Consider the following 25,656-nt stretch of genomic DNA (forward strand, 5'->3'; position numbering starts at 1 on the left):
TCACCTACCTTATTCTTTATATTGAAATACTGGGCGTAATCCTGTGTATGCTGCGTCATTTATTCCATAAGGAAATACATCACCAAAATCTCCTTGCTCAATTCCTCGTCTAATCCTTCTATTATGACCATCCATGGATTTCCCATTTAGATATAAATAGTTCCCCGTTATGGAGGCATCTGTGGTTAATGTATACTCTGCATTATAATGAAATACATCATCTATAGTATTACCATATTTAATCAAATAGGAAGGGTATCGCTTAATGTAGGTGTCATATTCGTTAGTAGTGGGGAATGCGCCATATTTTATATCTATTTGTTTCAGCGTTGGGTTTCCGTCTGCATCCGCAAAAGCACAGCCGCCACTTAATGAACGTGCAACGTAGGAGAAGCCTCGATCGTTCATTTCTGCACCTTCGATTTGCTTATTGGCATTGCAAGTTCCCCAAGAAATGCGAGTCTGCACGACCCGGTCAGAAATGATAAACCCTTTGTCTACCTTGATACCGTACCAATAAGAACCGGTCATGGGATCTGTTTCGCCCTTGATGTCTCTTTCTTTTAATCCAGCAGTATTTACGCCAAAAGAATACACTAAACCTGTATAGGTAATAGTGATATAATCTCCTATTTTCATGTCAGCGACAGTCGTTTTTAGACTGCCTGTTGTTGCAGGAGCTGCCATTTCAACACCTCATCTACTTTTTAATGACTTCCAAAGCATTAATTTTTTTGAATTTCTGATGTTCTATTTTTTTTCTTAACAGTGTGCCAGTACCCTTCCAGCTTCCGTCGAATTCATATTTATAGGTGTACTCCTTTTTAAGTCCTAAGGCACCCGTATTAGAAGTAATCGTTTCTTTGTTGTATTTGCCCTTGTCAAATGCATCTACTGTAAAAGTAGCATCTGTGGGAGAAGAGGAAAATTCAATTTTTATTCGCACAAATTTATTTTTAGGTGTCTGCATATTGCCCGTTTGTACATCTACTTCCACATAGGGTGACCAAGTTATTTTGTCTGCTGAAGACTGTACATAAATGGTATAACTTCCGCCATTGCCACTTACTACGGTGTTGGATGAAATTTGGTGAAATGATGCTACTTGATCATGGATAGGGATAATGCTGGATTCCCAAGTTCCTGAGGGCTCATAAACGGTGTTTCCTTTGTCATCTTTTGTAATTTCAGACAACTGAAGTTTGCCGTCTTTTAAAATGGTTTTATTAAACGTACCCATTTGCAAATCAATGGGAAGCTTTATTTCCTGTGTGTTCGCCACTACTATTCACCTCTCTATCGAATTTCCCAATTTATTGTTCCCGCTGCTCCACACTTTAATGGCGCTTGAATGGTGTCAATCTTAAATCCATTACGGCGAATAATAAGCTTGCCATCCAGATCTTTATCCGTAGTTATTTTAATTTGCAGGAAAGAAGCATTTTGGTAGGGAACACCGAGCACACATTGAAAGTGAATGTTTACATCCAGCAGCTGCATCGTTTTTTTATAGCCCATATTATACTGAACGATGGTCTGCTCAAACATACCGTGGTTTTGGTTTGTTCCAAGCATACACGCATCTGCAATCGCGTCCTTATATGAAATAATGTCATTATAGAGGAACGTACGACCGGTTAGTGGAAATTCTACTCCATCAGCTTCATAGGATATCGTGAGACGGTGATCATTCAGTGTGAATGTACCATCCGCTACATTTATATAAACCTGAGAACCTTCTCCTATTAACCCGAACCGGATCAGTTTATCGCGTTGAATATGGTAGAAGGAACTAGATTGGTGTGTGGTTAAATTGTACTCGGCTAAATGAGTACCATCATAATATTCGGCTATCCAAATAAAATTTTGAGGCACGGGAGAATACGTGTACCGCTTGTTTCCCAATATCAAATCGATCCCTCCATTGTATTGTGAGATGTTATGTAACAACATAAGTAAAGCAAAAAGGCCTCGAAACAGACGTTTGAAGCGTCGTTTCGAGGCCTATTTTAGTTTCTTCGCTAAACAGCTCTAACGTTAAATTTACAGATTAGCTATTGTTTGTGCATTATGAAAAACTATAACCTACACGGAACCGGAAATCTTGTCGGCCTGCGCTGGCGTTTAGGGGCACTTCGGCTTGTAAAGCGACTGTAACATAATTGCCTGCAGCATCAACAGGATCTCCGTTATTATTAACACCCAAAATGTCACCAGCAGCTGGAACGATAGGAGAAGGATAGGCTTTGCCTGTGTAATCTTTGGTGGTTACGCCTTTTGTCCCGATAGGCTTTTCGTAATCTTTCCCAATTAGAGAGGAGGGGTCCTTTAGATCGGTTTCTCCGAGGGAATTAACCTGTGCATGGAACCAATTGTTTTTGACAACTTCGACTTCGTTACCAACAGTATCACCCGTTCCGCCCTTCATGTCGCGAGTAGTAATTCTGCAATTTTTAATAAGGGGGACATCGATCGCTTGATTGCGGTTGTTCCAAATATTAAAGGTATATACAGGACCCCAATCACCTGCATCAATAATCCCAAAGTCAACAGGGGCATTCACCTGTGCAGAATGTGTTTCGTTGTACCAAGAAATAATCGGCTTTGCCATAATAATCAAACTCCTTAAGTTATATTTTTATAATCATTTCTACTGTGACATTTTGAATATTTAATCCTTGTTTTACTACATGAAGCCGGAAACAATCGCCAGCATAAACAGTGGCACGATCCACAACAGCTTGCCCATCATCATAGTGGCTAAAAGCGTCCAATTGAACAGGTCGAGACATAATATTGTGCCAGTCCTTCATATTCATTGACTTTTCAATTATGATTTCTGAATCGGTATCGCCTGGAACACCACAGATCGCTTTAATGCCAACAATTTCACCTTTAAATGGAAAACGCGCAACAATATTTTGCACCCCTTGAAATAAATAAGAAGGCAGGCAAAATACGATTACACGTTCTTTCGTCTCTAAAGGGATTGATTTTAGCTTGCTATGCTCGCTGCTAGACATCAGTCCATCGGTATGTTCATTGACTAGCTGAATATTTTTTCCGAAAATATCGATCGGAACCCAGTCTTTCCCGTCGTATCGGTATCGGATGCCATCCTTGTACGTTTGTACCGTCCAGCCCACTTGTGGGTTCAGATGGGTACGCAAAAGCTCCTTCATATCACTTACGGCAGGCTTGAAGAGTAACTTAGTAGAGTCGACGGCGTGCGAAGCATTGTGAGCTGCATCCGTTGCATTCGCAGCGGCTTGGCTGGCCCAATCTGCTGCCATGCTAGCCTTGGCTGAGGCATCATGTGCTTCACGGATCGCTTGTTCAACTTGATCCATAGCCAAATGGGTGTCATTCAGCTTCGTGTGAGCCTCATCAATAATTTCTTGCAATGTCTTCACGACATCAGGGTGTCGTCGTACCATGGCATAAATACGGGAAGCAGGGTAGAGAATGAGCCCTTTCCCTTTGTACTTGCATGAGAAGGTGGCCCCTTCATGCTGAGGGTGAAACTGAATGCTGCCGTTAGCATAGTTAACTAGAAACTGCTCGGGCAAAAGAGCGGATGTTTGATTGTACAATTCCTGATTGATCTCGACCATACCATCAATATGTACTTTGTGCTGACTAGAAGGAATTTCAAGCAACGTGATGATCCCGTTAATGACAGGCAGCAGGTCATTGCGATCTGTAAAGGGATCTTGACTGTTGCCTTTGCGCCATACCATAGCAACGGGATCATTTAATTCAAGATAGTGGTGAAGCTCGGACATTTGATTAACACCTCCTTATTTTAGTATCCATATATATTTTACACTTAAGGGATAAACATTTTACTGCTACCGGTCGCAATCGTCGTTTCTTGGTTGAGATGTGTATTGACGCGGGAGCCGATTTTGGCAACTGCTTTTCCTTGTAAAAACATCTTTGGACTGCCTGAAGTGACACGTCCTTGACCACTCCCCTCTGTGGTAGGGAAGGGCGGTACAATCTTTCCTGAACGGTCAGGATAGTGAGGATAGGGTGTGGGATCGGCCTCCCATTCTTCCTGAGTAAGGTTATCTACAGTGCATACTGGTTTATTTTGAACTTTAAGCTTAGCGCCTGACACCACTTTTCCATTGATCTTGGCATCGCTGTAATGAGTCACTGGAATATCGTATGGTCTACTAGGCATCGGGGTTCCATCTGGTAGGTATCCGGGGACAAACCAGTCAATGTATTCCTCGATATACCTCACATAGTTGATTTTTAGCGCCGTTTCCAATAAAGATCCATCTACACATACTCCTGACATAGTTCACCTCCCACTAATAGTAAAAAATGATCATTATTCAAAATCATAACGCTGTGCATTAAATTTCATATTGCGTGCCGCTTTGAACAGGATGTCTCCATCTGCTGTTAGCTGGATCGAAGAGCCGCTGCCATTGGAAATCTCAGCCACACCATTCTCAACCGCTACCTTAAAGCTTTTGCTGTTCAGTTCAATGGAACCTTCGGTCGCTTTTACGTGAATTCCTTTGTCCGTCCAGTCGACAACACGCTCCTTCGCAGTTGCGCTTGCCAAATATTGCAGCTTAAAGCCCCCATTGTATTTCGTTTCCACTGCCTTGGCACTGTCGTTAGGGCCACCGTCCCCAACTCCAATAATACGCTTCGGCTCGGCAGTGCCGCCGTCGCCGTCAAAGCGGATGCAATGCTTTTCCCACTTTGGATTAAGGATACTTTTCTCAGCAATAATACCCGTATTTTCAGGCGTCAGCATTTCTCGATTCTGATTAGTCCAGTATAAAGGTCTGCCTTGCGGATCTTTTAGCTGTTCTTTGGCGGAAACTTTGGCGGTAATAAATTTAATCGCATGGTCCTTGATCTCGACGTAATTGACATGAGAACCAACAGGCTCATCCTTCCAAAGCGTATTCACTTTGTTTACGGTAAGATCGCTAATGTATCCGCCCTCGGCGGTTATCATTTTAACGGCAATCATCTCGGAGCTTAATCGGCCAACCCCTTCAATGTCAAAGTTGTTCAAATTAATTTTGCCTGCTTCGCTGTCAATAAGCAGTTTATTCTCGCCGTTTGTGATGATCGCTTTGCGAGTCTTGAGTGTTCCATCCAATGTAACCGAGAAGGGGGCACTCGCAAAATTGAGGCTGCCTGCCCATATGCCTTGCTGTGGATACACACTAAAGGATCGATCCCCTTGACCAATAAATAAGCTGGAGCCTTCAATATGACCGTTTTTAAAAGTAGATTCGGTAATGTCTGCTCGTTTGGCAATCAGCTTGTTCATCCATACAGTACCATAATAATCAGCATGCAATGGAGCATCGGACCAATTTGAGGCACCTAACGAGAGCCCTTCATGGTTCACCTTAAATACACGTTCTCCTTCGCCAGCCTGGAAATTTCCTTTCATAAAGAGATCCCCATCCAATGAAGTGTACAGCGTATTTTCATATGAATTGCTGCGTTTGCGTTGAATGATCAGACCGTCTGATTCATTCATAATAACTCGATTTGTAATCTCTTGATTGCATTGAAGCGCAGGGTTGGTCGGATCATGGTAATAACGGTTTAGGAGTATGCCAAACTTGTCTTTTTGCTCGTCATACAAGCCGATTTTCATCACTTCACGTTTGCACTTGTCTGTAATGGTTGCTTTCGCACCTTCGATAAGAAACAAGCCATCATTGTCTCCGATGATGACACGGTTCGAAGTAATAATTTTCCCGAGTACTTGCTCAGCGATCAATCCATCCGGTGTAATAGCAGTTTCGTAACGCAAGCCGCCGGAGCGGGTGAGGCCCAAAGCACCGTGTGTAGCTCGTAAAAAACGTAAAGAATCATGCGGATCGGTAATTGTAATCCCTTTGCGATCGATTGTGACATATTCATTGGAAGCCATATTGATGTCGTTGGTCACTTTATTCCAGAAGTTTGTAAAAAGGTCGTGAATTTCTGAGGAGTCAACGACTGCTTTGTCCCATTGCTGCTTGCTGCTGTCTACTGTAGTGGTCGTTTTTTGACTATCATATATAAACTTTTCTAATTTTTTATAATCATCTGAAATCTCTTTGACATTGCTAATCGTCAAGCTGATATCACTATTTTCATAGTTATACGTAATTTCAGAGATACGTGCTTCGATATTGGTGTTTAACTTCTCATATTGAACGGTGACATAATCGCCAAGCACAAGCTTGTCCCAATTATGCTGTTCTTCCAGCAGAGCGAGAAAATTAACGGCACTAATAGAGAAACTGGTCTGCGGACGCTGAAGCTCTTTGAGCTTCTCCCATGCAGCTTTGAGCAGATCCTCCTGATCCACATACTTATCATCAACGAACTCTTTCTCAATCACATAAACATTAAGCTCTTCAAGCTGCTTTTTCGTAAAATGATTGCTGCTGTCCAACTCTTTTTGCAGAAGCGCTATTTTTTGCTTCACCTCAGCTATCAGGGCTTTAGTGCTTTCTAGTTCAGCTTGCTTAGCTCTAATCGCTGCTTGTCTATAGTCCAGGCTATACTTCTCAATCAATTCCTGCTCATTCGAAGCTGTATTGTATTCGTCAAGCGAAATGTTAGCAACCTGAATATATACCTCAGTGGAGCTGTTGCTTGATACGGAGATGGAGGCCGTATTGATATGATGCAGTTTTCCTAAGACAACCCACTGGTTAACAGGTACTGGGTAATTGTTCCCATTTAAGCTTACTGCGCCTGACGATGAAGAAGTCAATTTAATGAAGACAGCATAGGGCAAGTGGGGGGCTAACGAAAACGATGTCGTATTCGATAATGAGTTGTTTAAGTTGTATTTGTCAAAAAACATACGCTTGTCGAATTGTTGATTTAATACAATGTCTGTCGTAGACGCTTCCTTCTGACGATGCTGGTCGAGGTCAGCGGTTTGCTGTGATGCAAGCAGCTCATAGCCACGTCGTTCCTTGAAATAGGTATCAAACACACTTCGCTTTGTCTCTGTGTAGGCAGCATAATCCAGCAAAGCATGACAAAGGGAATCAGACATATAGTAACTTGAGGACAGGACTTGTTTATTAGCATCCCGCTGGAAGGGATACATAAAGTAGCTATAATCCTCGATGTAAGGCTGCCCTGAAGGATTTACGGCATGGATGGAGAGACCTTCATGACCGTATGCCTTAAGCCGTGTTACCATCTCATCAGCTTTTGAATCTTTGTCCAGTGTTTTGAGATAGTGGCCGTATGAAAACTTTAACCCTTTGTTGATGCCGAAGAACTCTGGCTTGTGCATGGAGATGGTTCGTTTTACTGTGTCCCACTGAATGACTGCGTTATAAGTTTCAGCCACATTATAGATGGCATCCAGAACGGTCGTATTTGTAAAGTCGAAAGTGCGGTAGGTTAACTTAAAATCAGCATCTAAATAATCAATGGACCATAGTGTGGATGCCAACAGTTGGGACAACACTTGTTCCGCATGCGAGGATTCTAATGAAACATCTCGGATCAGCTTGTCCTTTAATTCAAAAGGGAGCAAGAAGCATTTCACTTCAAAATAACAGCTTCCGCCATCTTCCATTTTTTCATTTATGTTTGAAATAACATATCGTTCGATGCTGTCACCCAACTCAACCTGAATCACATACCTGCCTTTAATCCAATCTGTGTGTCGATTGGGCGTAAGCAGATGGTTGCGGTCGAGATCATAGGGAATCTTAAAAGATAATTCGTTAAGAGAAGCCAGACGAAGACTTTGATGGATATCATAGGCCTCAGCAATTTTACTAATAAGTGTAAGATCTGGACGAGCCAAAAATAATTGCGGCTGGACAGGTGATTTTAAGTAGTCAATGTCACCTAACAATCGTTGCACCTCCTTTATCAGTGTAGTCGTGTAAATTGATAACGGAATTGGAGTTTAGCGGAGCCTTGCACCCTCAGCACATTTCGTCCTGCTGGCAGCACCAAATACTCGTTGTTAAAGTTAGTATAACGATACGTATTTGGTAAGTTGGTTTGAATTTCTTCACGTTCGTTGTGCACATATAGGTGCTCTTGATCGATCAAATTTTGAAATGAAAATGGTTTGTTTCCATTATTCATATTTAAAAGTGTCAGGTTGCCGTTGCTTTGTTTGGTAATCCATACTTCAGGTCTGCATGTCAAATCTCCTTTATTATCAATCACAAGGACAGGCTCAAGATAGAGCTGCAATTGATGAAAGACTGGAGAAGTCCGATAGTCTTGAGATTCAAATAGAATTCTGAATATAAGTTCAGAACGCGACGACATGAGTGAAGTACCCTCAAAGGGGAGTGGTGCTCCATTTGTGCAAATATACCAATCAGACCAGTCTTGTTGCTGTAATTGACGTGTACGTACCTGGACAGTTATCGCATCCTCTGTAGAGGAGTCGGCCTGCCAAGATATTTTACTTATGAGATCATCGCCGCTCATGTTAATTTGAATAGGCTCTGTTATATACGTTCCTCTTAAATGACAGACAGTTAACCAATTCGACATATCATCACCCAATCATGCCAAAAGGTTTAAAGGAAGCAGCCACCCCACGTTCTGCCCACTTTGCAACCTTGAGACTAATCCACACGGCAGTATTGTCATAGACGCTGGCACCATTAATGGAGCTCCAGACAGGCTCTTTAGAGCCGCTTTCGCCATCTTTGACACAAACATAGAAACGTCCAATGTCTGTTGTTGGAAATACAATATTATCCTTGTAATACAGGGTGGAAGGCTGCCAAGTAGAAGCTCCTCTTGTATCCTGAACTTCTGCAAGATCGGTAGTAGGAAAAACGGGTTCAAGCACCCCCGTATAGCCTGCCTGAATGCATTCATACACATGACCGTTGTCAGTAGTAGGGACAACATAGGAATGTAGATCATGGAGTGTAGTAGGTTTCCATGACTTGGCTGCTCTCCCTTCCCGAGTGTTGATCCAGCCAGCCGGTTTGCCAGTAGCAGGTGCAGTATTCCATATGCGAGCAGCCAGTGGCCAAACACCATCTAGCGGAGCCAGAGAACTACTCTTCTCAGCTAAATGATCAAGTTTTTCAAAGTTGGTACCCAAGTCCTGAATTGTTTGATAAATCTCGTCTGTGTAATCGGGCTTTGTTAAGCCAATATGCTGCGTAATTGTTGACATCTCAATACCTCACTTTGTTTACGGAATGTCCGACCATTTTGTTGGTGGTGAATATTGCTGCCATGTCGGTTTACTAGGATCAAGCACAAGATGCCCTTGTGCATTGAGTATGATGCCTTCACGTTGACCTTTGTCAAAGGTGTCGATGGTTTGTTCATACGTTCGATCTTGAAACTCATATATTTGTGATGTATATACGGGTGAATATGAGTAGGGGGAACTACAGCGAAAAGTAAGCGTCAAATATCCTTCATTCATACCGTTGTGCAGCAGTGTAGGATCATCAACTACGATGGCGTAGAAGATACGTTCAGGGTCTGTTGAGAAGCTGAGCTCTTTGTAATAATCAACTTCAGTCAGCCATTTGGTTACTTCTCTTATTTTTGAGGTATCCCAACCTTCTTCAAAGGCAAACGTCAAATGGAACTTTAGAGGTTCTTTTTGTATCGTTTGAGAATAGGGCTTATCACGTCCAGCAATCCGAAATTCAGTAATATTTCGGGTAGGCGCAAATGCTTCTTCCAACAGTCCGCCACTAACATTCACATTTACGATGCCAAATGTTTGACTGGATATTCCATTATATGTGAAATATTCTGCGTTTCTTATCGTCATAATAGGGAAAAAGGAGGCTAAAGCCCTCTTTTAAACTCAACTCCTTTCGCTTTAAGTCCGTTGATAATAGAGGAGAACACGTCATCGCCGTTCTTCTGAGCAAAGTTTCCTTGCACGGACACATGCAAATTTTCAATTACATTTCCGCTTGTGGCTAGACTAGGGAACTTAAATGATCGAATTGAGTCCATCATATGACGAGTGACATCAATGATTTTAAGGAGGTTAAACGTATCGGTTTTATTTAAAATGAGTTCCTTTTCATGTGCAAGCAAGTACTTTCCGCCGCTTCCCCAGGCTGGTGTCATCCCGCCTGTCTCCGCGGTGAACGGAGCTTTTCCCCTCAGCTGACTATATGGCAGGTCAGGGAATTTATATGCTGCCCGATAGTCGTCATTCTCTTGCCGAAGCTCATTAATTCTAACCTTATTTTTACCTTTATCCTTTATGATCAGGCCTTCTGCCTCTTGTTTGTTAGCGAGGTATTTATTCCAGGCTGTATTAACATCCTCATTGGATGGATTTACAGGTGCTGTTGAAGATTGATTTCCGATTGCAGGCGGTACGTTTCCAGCCTGGTTAGAGTTCCCGTAGTCGGACAAGTCTTGTGCGAACTGACCGCGAAGATGATCAGCCATTTGTTGACCTACAAGCGCACTATTCGTCTTTAGAAACTCAAAAAACTTATCATATTCGGTTCGCATATCTGCTATGCCCTGATTAAATACAGCTTTATCTTGACTCATGAGCTGCTGTTTTAAGGTGGAGAAGAGAATTTCCTTTTCCATGAGCAGTTTATGCTTTTCTTCAATTGCTGTTTTTTCTTTTTCAAGTCCTTTTATTTTGTCATTATGAAGGTTGTTTTCTAGTTCTTTCTCTTTGTCAAGCGTCGTTTTAAGATCATCTAATTGGTCTTGTAGTCCTTGTTTACGGAGATCGCGTTCTCGACTTTGTTTGAATTTGTTTATTTCATCATCTTTTGCATTTAATTCCTCTTGTAGTGTTTTGCGCTTTGCTTTTGCCTCCAAGGAATTATCAAGATCCAGCAAATGGAGCCTGTCCTGAACGGCTTGGCGCTCATCCACCATTTTTTTCAGAGAAGCATCATAATCTTCGGTTTGATTGGAGCGGTCAAAAGATTTTAATTGCGCATTAATATAATCTTCGTTTCGTTTTTGAAGATCGTCCAGAAGTTTGATTTTTTTGTCGTGTTTCTCTTTTTCAAGCCGTATTTCTTCGTCCTTCGCCTTGATCTGCATTTCCTTATGCTTATCCAGCATTTTTTTGTAATTATCAATGATGGCATTGGCGTTGTCATTACGAATCTTGAGTTCCTCGTCATTCATATCAACGAGTTTCTTATTGACGTTTTTTTGTTCTTCTTGCAGCGATTCCAGCTTGGCCTGACGTTGATGTGTATCAAGAAGGGAAGCGCCTTTTTTCTTTAAATTTTGTTGAACCAGCTTGATTTCATCTTCTATTTTTTTCTGCTCATTAATTAGAGTCGTTTTGATATCAGTAGTAATTTTAGCAGCTTGCTTTTTCTCTTCATCGGTGTCAATTGTACCTAACAAGCTTTTCTTGTACTCTAATTCAGATAGCTGCTTTTGGTAGCCATTTAATAATGCATCAGCTTGTTGTTTTCCGGATTCCTCTGCTTTGGACACGAGCTCAGATTCTACGTTTTGCTTGGCACTCCTCAGAGTCTGTGCATAAATTTCATTCGCACTTCTAGCTTCTGCGGATGCTTTTGGATTGTTGATTATACGCTGAGCCTTATATAACTCATCATTTATTTTCTTTTGTTGCAGGGCTAGCTCAGATACGATTTCTGCAGAGTAAGCTGCGAGCAGCTTTTTCTCGGCACTTGTATTGATTTCGCCTAACAGTGATATTTTATACTGGCTTTTGGCTATTTTTCGTTCACTGCTGCTTTTGATTTGCTCGAGCCCTTTGTTAAGCGTATCTGCTAAATTCATGCTTGCTTGCTGAAGTTGTGATTTTGTATTGTTTATTTTATCGGTCAAATCTACATACTGCTGCACTTGCTGTTCCAACTTTTCCATTGCTTCAGGGTTTGAGCTTTTGGCCAACTTATTAAGTTTGTCGGCAACATTATCAACAACTTGCCCTTTTGACAATAATCCTTTATCCGTTAATGTCTTCTTTAGCGATGCTTGCTCTTGTACTTGAGAAGTATGCAATTTCTTCAAGGAATCGATTAAGCGATGATGAATGTTAATACGAGCGTTAAGTAGTTTCTCGTAATTCTGGCCTTTAGCGATCGCGGTTTCGATCGCTTGGTTGTTGGCTTCAAGTGAGGCAGTATGATTTTTTATATCTTCTTCGTTTTGATCTAACTTAAGTTTAGATTCAAATTTTGCTTCGTTAGCTGATGTCGATCCGCTGTTAGATGAACCGGATGGCTTACTTGATGGTGATCCCTCATTAATTGTAGATTCGATGGCACCTAGTGCATTCATATACGCGATATTTTCACGAATACCTTTTTGATTTTCGAGTAGTGTATTTTTGTTATTTAGAGCTGCTGCTTTAATTTTTTCACTGTACTCAGGGGGAAGAGAATTTACAGCATTAGAGTTTAAAACATGGTCTTCAAAAAGCAATTTTCCAGTTACTTCGTCCATTAGATTTTTAGCATCTTTTACATTATTAATGGCTTGTATTTCAATGCCATACATTTCTAATCTACTTCTAATATTATTCAGAGTGATTAATGAAGCGGCCTTCTCATTTTTTATATCATCTTTTACTTTTTTTGATTTTTCTTTACTTAGATCGGATATAGCATGTTGTTCAATTTTCCAGCCATCAGCGGTTTTGTAAATATTACTTGCAAGTTCAGGATACTGTATGATGAGGTCATACATTGCATCCGATGACATTGATTGGCCCGAGGCCATATCAGATAAAACACCGTTCAGCTTTCTAATATCCGATACATTGTCTTTAATCTTGTCATTAAAACTAGAAGTTCGATCCTCTAGACTCAAGAGAGAATCTGAAACATGATTAGTACCCTTATTGAAATTGGAAAAATTTATTTTTGTGATTTCGTTCCTAAAACCTCGGATGGAGTCTTCATTAAGATTCAGAGTTGCAGGTATTTTCTCAAAAACAGATATTGCTTCTTCGATAGATGTAATATTTTGCTGCTGAAATACATCAAAAATACTCCGGAAATCAGAATCGGAAATGTTTACATTATTTACTGCTGCAACTTGAGCTAACGCACCAGTGAGCAAACGGGTGCTTTCAGTAACTTTTTCCCCTTTAGCTGCATAACCATCGATAAATGCTTGCAGTTCAGCGCTTTTGCCTGTTTCAGCTATGACAACGGAATCACCAAATTCCTTATTCGCGGTGATCATTTTTTCATTTGCCTGTTTAACTTCAGATGCGAGCTGTTCCCCTAATCTTGCTATACCGGCTTGAGCAGTTTGTTTATTGGGATCAAATTTGACCGAGGAAAATAGGTTGTTGGAGAAATAATTATTTTCATTACTAATAATCTCTTTATTGTCTCTTTTACGTATAAATTCCGCATGTTTTTTCGCGGCATCTTCATATTCTAGCCTAGCAGACTCTTTTTTGTCTCTTTTGTTAGCAATATCCTTATCAATACTGGATTTATTGCTTTCATACTCCAGCATCGCCGATTCCCTTTGAAGACGGATCTCTTCTTCCATTAACGTGAGTTTTTGCTTGATGGCTTGAGAGTTGAGATCATAAGCATTTGCTTGGTTGCTAACCGAATCGATCGAAATGCCGTATTGGGCATTTAGCTCACTTTCTATTGCAGAGATGCGTAGTTTGTCTTGAGAAGTTTTACCCTGCACCTCAGACAATTTTTGATACTCCTCTGAAAGCTGCTTGAGATGGGTCGTATCACTAATGGTCTTATTGACCTCATCCATCGAGTTTTTGAATTGCTCCGTGCTATCCTTGGCTCCGCCAAACTTATCCATGAGCGAGCTTGCAAGTGTTCCAACTAATACTAACGCTAATCCTACGCCTGTTGAAGCTAGCAGTGACTTTATGGACAGACCCAAGGTTCGGAGCGCACCGGACAATCCGGTGACACCTGCCGTAGCTGCAGTAGTTGCAGGAGCAATCCCGAATAGGCCTGCAATCATAATGGCATTGCTGGCAATGGCTTGTCTAAACATAACATACAATATGCCAATTGCTGAAGTAACACCCACTATTAAGACAGGCAGGGTACCAAACGTATTGGTGAGCCATACGAGGCCGCTACCTAAGCCAGTTAGGATATTAACAAGTACAACTAATGAATCGGTTACAAAAGCTTCACCGACTTTCAGTGCTAGCTCTTGCCAGGCTGTACGTAATCGCTCTGTTCTGGCTTGTAAGGAGTCCATATATTGCGCATTTTCGCCCATTGCCGAGCCGTGGGAACGATATGCATGGCCTGAAGCATCTATTGCCACTTGATAATTGCTCATTAAGGCTGAGAATTGTTTAAACTGTTCTTTGCCTGCAATCGTAACACCTAAATTTTGTTTTGTACTGTTACTTAAGGTGTTCCATTTTTGAGCTAGTTCGCCTAGTATAGCCGAAGCAGATTTCATGGTTCCGTTGGTGCTGTCTATAACTTGAATGCCAACCTGCTGCAACAAGGTCGAGGAACTGCCAAGAGTTGTAATTTGGCTGTAAATTGTTTTTAGTCCTTCACCGATCGAATCGCCTGACTCTCGTGTCACATCATGGATAGCCGTTGTATGCCCGAGTAACTCCTGTATACTTACGCCATACTGTCTAGCTTGTTCGCCTGCTGATCCTAGAGATGCCGAGAGATTTTGTGCTGAGATCGCATATTCGTTATCCACCGCGTTGAGCTGATCTACGATTTTAATGCTTTGACCTGCCTGAATATTAAAGGCATTCATAGCAGTAGTGATCGTATCTATGGCCTGATCAGCAGATAAGTTAGTCACGTTTTGTGCGAGTCCAACCGATTGGGTAAGTGCCATCACCTGAGGGCCTTCATAACCTGAGCCGGCTATTTGTGCCGACTGCTCGACAACTGAGCTGATCGACATGCCTAATTGCTTACTTAAGGCAATGGATTCGGACAACATACGGTTAAAGTTAGTGTCTTCATTCATTACTTTTTTCAGCTGTGTCATTTTAGAATCGACTTCCATCACGGTTGCGGAAATCGCGAGCAGGGGAGCCTGAAGAAAGGACAGCGATTGAGCAAATTGTTTTACGTGTTCGGCCTTCCCTGACAAAAACTGCTTAAAGGTTGTGTTTAAGGCAGGATTGTCAGCAGTGACAGCTAATCTGCGCATTTCTTGCTCTACATTGCTGATTGCCTGTTGATAATTTCCTGCTGAACTTGTGTTTCGCAGCTTGGCGTTTAAGCTCTCGATATGACGAGCATAATGGTCATCTGATCCAATTCGGTTATTAAGCTCTGCCAACTTTGCAGCAAGCTCTTCTCTTGAACGGAGGTATTCTTGTTCTCTTCTTCTATTTTCCTGGAGGGCATTTTCATGAATTCTTGCGCTAACCATCCCATTATCACTCCTTTCTGTGTCATTTGAAGAGACGTGTTACGACTGCGAAGGCTGTTCCTCATCTATTAGGGGATGAGCGAATATGTAGCGTAGTTCATACATGGCATCTTGCTCTGTGAAGCCTTCGACCGGAGTGCGATTTAAAAACTGTAATACATTTTTCACCATATGTTCGGATAGTTCATACCTAGGCATTTTTTTTACCTCGCTTCGTAACTGCTGGCCCCTCAGGTTTGGATGAAGATGCTTCCGTATTATTGATTTCATTAAGTTTTTCTTCAATCGCATGATTGATGAGCTTTAATGTTTCGTCGATATCCTTATACACTATGCCTAGTTGTGCCGGATCAAATGACTCCAGAATCTTGTTGGTATAGTTACCGTCATTGAGCGTATAGAGCATATCTAATAATCCATCATAACCTTTGACATCTGCTTTAATTGAAGTAAAGTATTTAACGACTAACATCGTCTGAATCGCAAAAAGAGTCGGAGCATCCAGCTTTTTCTTTTGTTCCATTGCATCAGAGAGCACGTCGATAAGCTCGGTTTTGAGCTTCGTTATTTTAGAAGGACGTAGAACAAGATCAACATCAATCTTGGTTCCATTTTCAAATGTTAATACTGTTGTATTTTTATATTTTTCAGCAGCTTCTTTTTTTACTTGTGCGAGTGATAAGTTACGGATTTGGGCCATCAGACAAATTCTCCTTTACGGGGTGATTTGAAATAAAAAGAGGCAAAATATATATTTTGCCTCTTTAATAGTTAGATTATTCTTCGAGCAAATCAATGACAACCATTGCAGTTGAACTAGAATCTTTTAAGACTTCTGTACTAAATGTAAATGGAGTAGGGTCACCAGTTGCTGCCATGTTAATATTAAAGTTAGGCAGTACTTTAAGCTTAGGAATGGTAAAGACGGCAGGAACGTCTACACCATCCTCGTTGCGCCACAGTGTCTCACCCTCAAGTGTGTATGTACCAGGGAACACATCAGATGCAATCGTAATGCTTTTTGCTGATACAGGTGCATCTACATAATAATCAGCGATTACGATATCGCCTTCTTTGATGCTTGCACCAGTCAATACAACCTTAGTAACTGCAGGAGTACCAGTTGTGGTTACTGCAGCTGTAAGCTTTTCACCAATAGCAGCTCCATCCGCTGATTTGTAGAAGAAAGATTTAACATCAACGTTAGCAGTTGGTGCAGTTGCTAATTTTACAGACAAGTCAGTGCCATCTTTTTGCACACGCAGCACTTCTTTTTTATGGACAGGTTTGGATGCAGCTGTAAATTTGGAACCAGTCAACACTTCAAGTCCTTCTTTGGAGATCAGTGTATCCTCCATATTCATCGTAATTTCTTTTTCACTATCCCAGCCGATAAGCTTAGCGTTACCACGGCCGCCACGTGCATATACAGTCGTTCCTTTTGTCTCCAGTGCACTTGTTTTCAATGATTCTAAGTAAACAACGGGTTCCTGTGTTTTAACGTCTTTTAATACCACATTACAAATCTCACGTACTCCATAGCGCATAAATAAATCCTCCTAGTTTATATTGTCAAATATATATTTTATATTTTTGACATCCAATGTTTGATATTGATATGATTTGAGTCTGCTCCGTGGAGCAGTGCTTGAATATTAATTTCGTACTCGTCAATCATCTTCATACGATTAAATTGATCATTAAACTGAAACATATTTAAATCAAATACATTGAACAGATTAATGCCGTTGGCATTCGATACAAGGATTGAAATGAGATCCAGCAAGGTTAGCTGTTCATCATTGGAAGATGATTTTTTTAATTCTTGTATCTTCTTTTTGTTGGCCAGCATTTTTTGCTGAATCAATCGTGCTCGTTCATTAAGTGGACGAAATTGCTCATCTTCCATATGGCGATGAATGCAATTCTGAACGCGTATCACTTGCAACATATCCTCTAGCGAGGAGTAGGGGAGAGAAACATCTCCCAGACGTATTACATCTTCATGCAGATCAAGCTTATCTGTATCCGTAAAATAACGAATGCTGTCTACTATTAAGTCAACATATTCATATTGATGACTCATACGCATTAATTGCAGAAGCGTAATGTCTGAAGGGAGCTCTTTCATAACTTGGGGCGGAAAGACATCCTCTTTTTGTACAGTCAAAATACCTAGATTACGGTTGTATGTCTCATATCCGTCCTCTATAATACTTTTTAAATTTTTAGGAATAATTTCAATTCCATGGATGAAATAAGGGAGATTTGCAATTGTCTTAAGTCGGATAACTTCAATTAGGTTATTGTTAATTGTCATTTTAATAGAAATCCCATATTTTATATGATACATATAAATCTATGTAACCTGATTTTAATGCCAATTCATCCATCCGATTAAATTCAAGCTTGCCCATTCCCAGGCCTGTCTGCCCATTCATCAACTCATCAATCAGACTAATGATATAATCAGTACGCAGTGCACCATAATCTGTCTTCATGAGATCTTTATGTACAAGGGTATGGATATAAAGCAATCCTGATGAGAATGTTGAGTTTACCAACTTCATGTTTTTGAAGCTTACCGTTAGATACGAAGCAGGGCTTGTAGTGCTGTCTATAGGATGTTGATAAGGGAATACATTGTGATAGAGCAGCTGCGAAGCACTAATGTCAGGCTTATCAAGAAAATTGGAATCGTTATAGAATAGAGCTTTACGCAATTCTTGATGAGCCAGTATGTTATTTACGATGGCTTCTTTTTTCTGAATCCAGTTCATTCGACTGTGCATGTTATGCAACACCTTTAATGTAAGTGAATAGGGGATGTAGCATCAGTACACCTCTTTCATACCTTTCGTGACCATGTACAGAGTATGTTACGATGTTATAAAACTAAGTAAATCCATAAATACACATCACTCACTTCACCTCCTTTCAAGTTAATTAAAATGCATAATTTATTTTTTAAGGATCAACATATGTTTCATTCTTTATTGTCTACTGTTTTACCTTCTCATATCTATATAGGGTCTTTCTCATTTTTTTGACCAAAATAATTATCGAAGCGATAAATAATGCTTTCTTATGCTTTGTTTATATGTAATAGCAAGCCTTTCTGATATTCTATCGATATACCTTTTTATTTGTCTCGTTGTATATAGCCTGCCCTGAGTTGCACTGACCTGTGCAGATGCTCGTTCAATAATTTCATATTTAGGATTAATCGTAAATGAACTCAATTTCTTTTCTGTTTTTAACATATCATTTATATTATCATTATTTATTTTATAAAACTTAGCTTCATTAATATATGATTTGTATGCATAACTTAAATCAAGCTGTAGCACGTTATGCAGTATAGTGCGTTCTATTGTTGATAGCTTAGCTGAATTAACAAGTTGAATAAAATCTCGTAAAATTTCAAACATCATTTCATTTACCTTGCCTTCATACAAAGTACTAAGCTCAGCAAATTGATATATTAGCCCTTTAACATGTTCAGTTTTACGCAAATCAATTTTGTTTTCACTAATATGGATATATTCATCGTTATGTAAATAACCTGTATCCTCAGTCCAGCAATACATGGTTCGGCCATTGGAGACACCAAAAGAAAATGAACCTCGGATCATTTCATTCATAAGAAACATTTCGTACTTCAAATCGCCGATAAGTCTTGTCACTTTTCTTCTTGCTAATTGATTTGCTAGCGTAGCTTTAGATTTTTCTAGATTGTTAATATTCAGATGAATTTGTTGTAGATATATGGATTTTTTGATTTCTTTCATACTTACTTTTCGATCCTGCAATGCTTTCTTTTTTGACTTGCGGTAAAGAGTGGCTTGTTGCGTAGTCTCATTTAAGTCGTCAAGTGCTTTCTCACGCAATAAATTGTTAGATTTTTTATTATTAGTCAAAGTAGGATAGGTTAATTTCAAATCACTAACTTCGTTAGCTTCAATTTGCTGCTTATGCGACTCGTTTTTATAGTCAGTAAATAACAGATAGTCGGCTACTTGTTCAAGGAGCTGAGAAAATCCATCACCTTCGGAAATTTGTTGTGTTTTCCCTTTGACTTGTTTCTTAGCAAATTGCTCTGTTAAAGAATAATCAGACAACCAGGAGTGTTCAGACAAAATTGACTCCAGATATTGAATCCGTTCATCTGAATAATGCAAAGAGTAATCAAGTGCTTGTTTCATTTCTTTTATTAATTCATATTTCCCTTTGTTATTTATATCGTATTCTTTGTATTTTACATTTAACATAATGAAGCCTCTTTTCTTTTCCGATGTGATATGGCTGCAATATAACAAAAGTATATAAAAAAAGTCAACCTGCTATGCGCTAACATAGCAGGTTATCGTTAAGGTTGTGTAGTTATCCGATCCCAACAGAAATCAAATTCGTCAGCTATGATGAGGTGACACTTTCCTGATTTAGTATGTACGTCCATTTCAACTTTCAGTGTATTTGCATTATTTAAAATAGCATAAGCTTTGGCAATTGCATTCTCTTGAGATACAGAATTCACCTTTAACATTAAAGGGAAAACTACCGTACCGTGTACATAGCAGCATTGGCTCATTCCAATTCATCTCCTAAACGGGTAATATCGTGGGCATCTGGCGTACATTTATTTTACATCATAAATTAGAAAATATCAAACATATGTTCGTATTTATTTTGATTAACTTTTTATGGCTTTTTAGAGAAAAAGGTTTTATTTATTTAAATCGTATTTGTATAATTTCCACTTTAAGTGATATAATAGACATTAAACTTATACATAAGCAAAGGAGAAACAAGCATGACTATTGAATTAGTAGACGCGCTCTCATCTGTGTTATCAGATGTCGTTAAGAATAAAGAACTGCAGCGGGATATTGATAATCGTTTATATGAAGGATATAATTTTCCTCGTTCCACATTTATTGAGATTCTAGTTAACAATGAAATATTAGATTCATTGCCAGAAGAAGAGATTATCGTCATTATGAATACTGTTTATGAAGTAACTAATGATGATAGAATGAATCCCCAACATCATTTCAAGCCTCGGGATATTAAGAAAGCTTTGTCTTATTTTAGGGAAGATGAGCTTCAGGCTGCATATCCTTATACTTTACAAAATGTGATCTCTGCGCCTACTGGGAGAGACTACGTTACAATTATGAGCTTTAAAGAGTTAAGAGCATTATGGGAATCTAAGATTATTACGTATAACTTTAGTACTCAACGATTGTCGAAGAAGAAAGTCAGGAAAGATGGTGAAATAGTTGAAAAGCCTGACGTCAATCTTAAAAGTGTCAAAAATATATCGCGACTGATGGTAGAGGGAAAGTATAAAGCGGACACGATATTATTGAATATTTTAGTCGATGGTCACGATGATATACAATATAATGATGGCAAACTGACAATTCAAGAAGGAACGACAGTAAATCTAATAGATGGCATGCATAGAGTCCAGGCGATATTAAATGTGCTTGAAGAGGATCCTCAGTATGAAGGATTTATTAATGTCTCGATTAAGCATTATCCGCTGCAGGAGGCACAATTTTTATTAGGTCAGATTAACACAGTTAATCGTTTTGACAAAACATTAGTAAAGCACTATATGGCTGAAAGTATTGGCTCTCAAGTTACGAAAGAGCTTATGAATATTCCAGAATTGAGAAAACGAGTTTCTATAAAAACTACTCTGGATAAAAAGATGAATTATTTAACTAATTTTTCTATTTTATCGGAGTCAATAGAAAGTATTTTTCAACCTCAAAATAATAAAGACCGGTATGATATTACAGAAGTTCTGACTAAATTTTTTGGTTATCTCATTCCTGCTTTTGAGGAAGAGTTTTTAACCCATACAAAGGAAGTTGCCAAAACGAGTTGGGTAAATCACCATAATACGTTTGTTGGGTACATTGTCATTGCAAAGAAACTCTTTGATAAATACGGTAAAGATTATCCGGTGGATGAGATTGTGCGGATAGTGAATGGTATTAACTTATCTAAAGTAGATTCCGATTATAATGATTTGATGACAACACAAGGGAAAGTGAACTCTAACAAAATTAAAAGGCAAATAAGAGAATTTTTTGAGCATTGTGTTGATAAATTATTAGCCTAATACCTTTATGATGGACGGTGACGAACATGGCTAACATTGTATACGAAGATCGATTATACAATGAGAAGACAAAGCTGGCATTTATGTCTGAGTATGCTGAATCAACTCAAAAAATACTTTCGAGGCTGTTTAAGGTATCGCAGACATTAGAATTCGATTTGGATAAAGATTTATTTGAGTTTAATCGTGAACAGCTTAGGCGATTATTTTTTTTGTATCTTCCCAAAACTGCCTATTCTTCAAAGGCAAATGTGACCTGGGTCTCAAAATATATTGATTGGGCATTAGAAGAAGGATATTTGGATGGTTTAAATCCTTTGGATGGAACCGCTAAAGAGTGGAAAGAACAGTTCGTCATGAAGTCATTAAAGAAATATTGGACAGCCAAAGAACTGGACAAAATTATTAATAAATGTGTGAATGCTCAAGATGCAGTGCTTATTAGTCTTCTTTTTAATGGAGTGAGAGGAACTGCGAATAGTGAAATCCTAAATTTGCAAAAGAGTGATATTTTATTTAGTACCAATCAGCTGAGTTTAAGAGATGATGATGGCACATCGAGAATAATTACAGTTTCTGATGCTTGTATAAGTCTGTGCGAGAAGGCTTTAAGAGAAAGTGAATATGAGAAGAAAAATGGAAACGCAAGTAAAGATATCAAGTCTCCTACTGCTGCCTTAGTTTCCAATGATTTTGTGGTGAAAACTGCCTTTACTCGAACAGAACATTTTCATGAGGCAGAGAAAAACATTGTGCATAGACGACTGTCCGTTATAGGCGAGGAAATCAATGAACCTAATTTTACACCGTTTAATATTTGTTACTCAGGAATGCTTGCATTAGCAAAGGATCTTTTTTTGCAGTCAGGTGAATTAGGTGATCATGAATATGAGGTTGTGTTTAGGCAATTTCAAGAGAAGTCTGATCAGTCCATTTATCGTATTAAAGCCGAATTTCTGAATCTGACTCAATTAAAAGAGTTATATAAAATATCCTAGTTCAAGCTAGGATATTTTATATTGACTATTAAAAATAAAATATGGTAGTATTGTGATTAAAATGGAAATGATATTTAATAACAAGGTGGATGACTTTTTATTGCAAATCATTACATATATGTAGGGGGAAATAAGTTTGGTAAGTGACAGCGAGATTAGCAAACAACAGCGATTTATAGCCTCAATCATGATAATTTGTGGATTGAATAAAAGCGATCCTTTAATTAAGAAGCTACAATTTTTAATTCGAGACGAACAAGATGTTCAACAATGGATTTTACTTTTTAATGGTAATATCGACGATGTCGTATCTACTACTGATGATTTTCGTGATTGGAAGTTAAGAAATGAGATGATTAGCTTAAAGGATTTTTTAGATTTAGCGCAGAATGATTTAAAAAATGCAATGGACGGATTATTTTATGAGGAAAATGAGGAATGGATTATGGAAAAACTTTATATTAAACTTGAAAATAACGAAATCAGTTTAGAAAAAATATACTACTTGCTAAATAATGATGCCTGGTATAACAGTTTGAGGAAAATAGTTAAAGCAAACTGGTTAATTGATATATAAAATATGAATAAATGATCAAATATAGTTTTAAAAAATTATAAGTTTAGTTTAAAACATAACTTTAAATTCGTGGTATGATCAATTTAGAAAATAAAAAATTTAAAGGTGATACATATATGAAGACAGTGGATGACATTTTGAACTATTACAAACAAAACGCAAATACTAAGTCTGAAGCAGAACATGAGGAGCCTAAATACAATATTGAAAAGAGTGATGAAATTGAGTGTACAACTGAAATGCGATATCACTGTAGAAGTAAAGTTTGATTTAGATGATACAATTGTATTGTACGAAATATTAAATAAATGTTTAGAGCATGTATACATGCCAGATTCTGATTTTAACTTAACTTCAGCTGAATATTTATTAATTACTACACTAAGTAATAAAATAAAAAATGAAAAAATAATAAGTTACATATAAATTATAGGAGGGTAACATGTCACAACATAAAATATACACGAAGATCAGAAATGAACAGAATGAGACCGTTTTTTTAACTTTTAGAGATGAGAAATCACTTGATCAATATCTTTATAAAAATAAAAAATCAATTATATTATACAAATCTAATAATAGACCGATGAACAAAGATTTAATTCCCTCTTCCTCCTTGTACTTCAGCTTAGTTGATTATGTTGCTGGTCACTATGCTGGAAAGAGAGCATAATTTTTTTGGAATTGACTTGCAAAGTTAAGGTACATATAACTTAGATAATCAAGAGGGGGGATGGTCTTGATTTTTTGTTGACAGGGTGATAATCTCATAAAGTAAGCAATTTAATAGCAATAACTGTACAAACCTTCAGGGCAGGGTGCAATTCCCGACCGGCGGTGTTGAATAAGCATAGCTTATTCTCAGTCCGTGACCCGTAAGAGGATAACCTCAAGCGGTGGATCTGGTGAGACTCCAGAGCCGACAGTATAGTCTGGATGGGAGAAGGGAGTCAGGATGCAGTTTTATAATAGGGGACAGTCGTATTCTCATCAAGCGAATACATCTGAGCAGCCTTTTATTTAGCTGTGCAACGTGTTTTTTTTCACAAAAAGAATAGAGGATGCTTCCCTATTTCATTTTGTATGGAAGTTTATATTGTTGTATCCTTTGTGTCGCTCTTTGTTAGGGATTAGAGCTTTCTTTTGTTCTATTCTCTAGGAGACAGATAAGGTGACATTAATCCTTATGTCCATGTTTTGAGGCTGGACTTCTTTATTGTGGGAGAGAATACGTGCCTGAGTCTATATATTTCCTATGCGCCCTTCGGAGGTTATCCGGAGGGCTTTTTGTTTTTCATTCTTTCGTGCAGTGTTAACAAGTGGATGGAGAGGGAGGTCGTACATGAATGCCACTGTTCATGGAATCCTAAGAGCTAACGGCTGATGTAGGCGAGTTGGCAGATCTTAGTTTAGTGTCAGCTTAGTGTGATTCCATTCCAGATTCAATTCGATGAGCAACTCTAGTCAAGGAGGATGTTATGCACACCGTAATCAACGATGAATTTTATATGAAGCTTGCGATCGAGCTGGCGGAACGGGTAATCGGCCAGACCGGTATCAATCCTGCTGTGGGCTGCGTTATCGTTAATGACGGTCAGATTGTTGGCATGGGAGCGCATCTGAGGCGAGGAGAGGGCCATGCTGAAGTTCACGCTCTACAGATGGCTGGATCACGTGCTGAGGGTGGTACTGCCTATGTGACACTTGAGCCATGCAGTCATTTCGGCAAGACTCCACCATGCAGCTTGCGTCTAATGGAGGCAGGTGTGAAGCGGGTAGTGGTCGCGTGTACAGATCCCAATCCTGTCGTCGCTGGCAGTGGCTTAACATTGCTGCGCCAACAAGCAATTGAGGTCAAGGTAGGGGTATTAGCACTAGAGGCGTACCGGATTATCGAGAAGTTTGCCAAATACATCACGACAGGATTACCTTATGTCACACTTAAAACGGCGCAGACATTGGACGGCAAGATTGCTACACATGAAGGGCACAGTCAATGGATTACGAATGAGCAGGCAAGGGAAGTAGTGCACACGCTGCGCCATCGCCATCAAGCCATTATGGTAGGCATCGGAACAGTTTTGCAGGATGATCCTTCATTGACGACTCGTTTGTCTGTACAAGGACTGAACCCCATCCGTATGATCGTGGACTCCAAGTTGAGATTGCCACTAAGTGCTAAAGTAGTCAGCGACAAGTCGGCCCAGACCTGGGTACTTACCACGATCACAGCAGATCAGGATCGTGCGGCAGCACTTGAACGTAATGGAGTAACGGTTATTCGGATAAATGAAGGAGACCGTGTGGATGTACGTAAGGCGATAGAAGCTTGCGGTCAGCGCGAAATCAGCTCCATCTTATTGGAAGGCGGTGGCCACCTGAATGGTTCTATGTTGGAAGCAGGCTTGATCGATCAAGTGGTTCTTATGATTGCGCCCAAAATAGTAGGGCATAAGGATGCGCCTGGGAGCTTTATTTTCCCAGGACCCGCAAAGATGAGTGATGCTTACTGCTTGGAACAAATAAGCGTGGAGACGCTGGGTGATAATGTTATCATTAGCGGTCTGCCGGTTCGGCAAGAGCAAGAGGGAAGGGAGGAATAG

Annotated in this window: 21 protein-coding genes and 1 riboswitch; of the genes, 5 read left to right on the plus strand and 16 right to left on the minus strand. The window is 39.4% G+C overall.

Features of this window, described 5'->3' with window-relative positions; all coding sequences use genetic code 11:
• Window positions 1–9: 9 nt before the first annotated feature.
• From MH117_RS03025 to MH117_RS03100, 16 genes are all read right to left on the minus strand, one after another.
• Window positions 10–687: a hypothetical protein gene (locus MH117_RS03025; protein ID WP_239327162.1), complete on the minus strand. Its 678-nt coding sequence runs from the start codon at window positions 685–687 to the stop codon at window positions 10–12.
• A gap of 13 nt (window positions 688–700) precedes the next feature.
• A complete protein-coding gene (locus MH117_RS03030) occupies window positions 701–1,282 on the minus strand; it encodes a hypothetical protein (RefSeq protein WP_239327163.1) in 582 nt (193 codons plus the stop codon).
• A 14-nt stretch (window positions 1,283–1,296) separates the two neighbouring features.
• Window positions 1,297–1,911, minus strand: a complete 615-nt coding sequence (locus MH117_RS03035) for a hypothetical protein (RefSeq protein ID WP_239327164.1) — start codon at window positions 1,909–1,911, stop codon at window positions 1,297–1,299.
• 157 nt (window positions 1,912–2,068) lie between these two features.
• A complete protein-coding gene (locus MH117_RS03040; protein ID WP_239327165.1) occupies window positions 2,069–2,611 on the minus strand; it encodes a hypothetical protein in 543 nt (180 codons plus the stop codon).
• A gap of 19 nt (window positions 2,612–2,630) precedes the next feature.
• Window positions 2,631–3,785 (minus strand): hypothetical protein, encoded by a 1,155-nt coding sequence (locus MH117_RS03045; RefSeq protein WP_239327166.1) that lies wholly within the window; start codon window positions 3,783–3,785, stop codon window positions 2,631–2,633.
• Window positions 3,786–3,829: 44 nt separating this feature from the next.
• Window positions 3,830–4,309, minus strand: a complete 480-nt coding sequence (locus tag MH117_RS03050; protein ID WP_239327167.1) for a PAAR domain-containing protein — start codon at window positions 4,307–4,309, stop codon at window positions 3,830–3,832.
• Between the two features lie 33 nt (window positions 4,310–4,342).
• Window positions 4,343–7,867 (minus strand): phage tail spike protein, encoded by a 3,525-nt coding sequence (locus MH117_RS03055; RefSeq protein WP_239327168.1) that lies wholly within the window; start codon window positions 7,865–7,867, stop codon window positions 4,343–4,345.
• Between the two features lie 17 nt (window positions 7,868–7,884).
• Window positions 7,885–8,526, minus strand: coding sequence for a phage tail family protein (locus MH117_RS03060; RefSeq protein WP_239327169.1), 642 nt, complete (start codon window positions 8,524–8,526; stop codon window positions 7,885–7,887).
• 4 nt (window positions 8,527–8,530) lie between these two features.
• Entirely contained in the window at window positions 8,531–9,166 is a 636-nt protein-coding gene (locus tag MH117_RS03065) for a hypothetical protein (protein WP_239327170.1), read from the minus strand.
• Between the two features lie 18 nt (window positions 9,167–9,184).
• On the minus strand, window positions 9,185–9,781 hold the full coding sequence (locus MH117_RS03070; protein ID WP_239327171.1) for a distal tail protein Dit: 597 nt from the start codon (window positions 9,779–9,781) through the stop codon (window positions 9,185–9,187).
• A 17-nt stretch (window positions 9,782–9,798) separates the two neighbouring features.
• Complete coding sequence (locus MH117_RS03075) at window positions 9,799–15,342, minus strand: phage tail tape measure protein (protein WP_239327172.1); 5,544 nt, start codon at window positions 15,340–15,342, stop codon at window positions 9,799–9,801.
• Window positions 15,343–15,532: 190 nt separating this feature from the next.
• A complete protein-coding gene (locus MH117_RS03080) occupies window positions 15,533–16,042 on the minus strand; it encodes a hypothetical protein (RefSeq protein WP_239327173.1) in 510 nt (169 codons plus the stop codon).
• Window positions 16,043–16,118: 76 nt separating this feature from the next.
• Window positions 16,119–16,889: a hypothetical protein gene (locus MH117_RS03085; RefSeq protein ID WP_239327174.1), complete on the minus strand. Its 771-nt coding sequence runs from the start codon at window positions 16,887–16,889 to the stop codon at window positions 16,119–16,121.
• Window positions 16,890–16,927: 38 nt separating this feature from the next.
• Window positions 16,928–17,662 carry a hypothetical protein gene (locus tag MH117_RS03090; RefSeq protein WP_239327175.1) on the minus strand — a complete coding sequence of 245 codons (735 nt, stop codon included), beginning with the start codon at window positions 17,660–17,662 and terminating at the stop codon, window positions 16,928–16,930.
• Between the two features lies 1 nt (window position 17,663).
• On the minus strand, window positions 17,664–18,122 hold the full coding sequence (locus MH117_RS03095) for a hypothetical protein (protein WP_239327176.1): 459 nt from the start codon (window positions 18,120–18,122) through the stop codon (window positions 17,664–17,666).
• A gap of 279 nt (window positions 18,123–18,401) precedes the next feature.
• Complete coding sequence (locus MH117_RS03100) at window positions 18,402–19,613, minus strand: hypothetical protein (protein ID WP_239327177.1); 1,212 nt, start codon at window positions 19,611–19,613, stop codon at window positions 18,402–18,404.
• 542 nt (window positions 19,614–20,155) lie between these two features.
• Between MH117_RS03100 and MH117_RS03105 the strand changes: the two genes are divergently transcribed.
• The 5 genes from MH117_RS03105 to ribD all read left to right on the plus strand — a co-directional run bounded on the left by MH117_RS03105 (window position 20,156) and on the right by ribD (window position 25,656).
• Entirely contained in the window at window positions 20,156–21,478 is a 1,323-nt protein-coding gene (locus MH117_RS03105) for a DNA sulfur modification protein DndB (RefSeq protein ID WP_239327178.1), read from the plus strand.
• 26 nt (window positions 21,479–21,504) lie between these two features.
• Window positions 21,505–22,476 carry a tyrosine-type recombinase/integrase gene (locus MH117_RS03110; protein ID WP_239327179.1) on the plus strand — a complete coding sequence of 324 codons (972 nt, stop codon included), beginning with the start codon at window positions 21,505–21,507 and terminating at the stop codon, window positions 22,474–22,476.
• Window positions 22,477–22,612: 136 nt separating this feature from the next.
• On the plus strand, window positions 22,613–23,053 hold the full coding sequence (locus MH117_RS03115) for a hypothetical protein (RefSeq protein ID WP_239327180.1): 441 nt from the start codon (window positions 22,613–22,615) through the stop codon (window positions 23,051–23,053).
• A 442-nt stretch (window positions 23,054–23,495) separates the two neighbouring features.
• Window positions 23,496–23,726, plus strand: a complete 231-nt coding sequence (locus MH117_RS03120) for a hypothetical protein (RefSeq protein ID WP_239327181.1) — start codon at window positions 23,496–23,498, stop codon at window positions 23,724–23,726.
• 127 nt (window positions 23,727–23,853) lie between these two features.
• Window positions 23,854–24,005, plus strand: a riboswitch (FMN riboswitch).
• Between the two features lie 526 nt (window positions 24,006–24,531).
• Window positions 24,532–25,656: a bifunctional diaminohydroxyphosphoribosylaminopyrimidine deaminase/5-amino-6-(5-phosphoribosylamino)uracil reductase RibD gene (gene ribD, locus MH117_RS03125; RefSeq protein ID WP_239327182.1), complete on the plus strand. Its 1,125-nt coding sequence runs from the start codon at window positions 24,532–24,534 to the stop codon at window positions 25,654–25,656.

It is taken from the genome of Paenibacillus sp. ACRRX (assembly GCF_022346885.1).
GTDB lineage: Bacteria > Bacillota > Bacilli > Paenibacillales > Paenibacillaceae > Paenibacillus_B.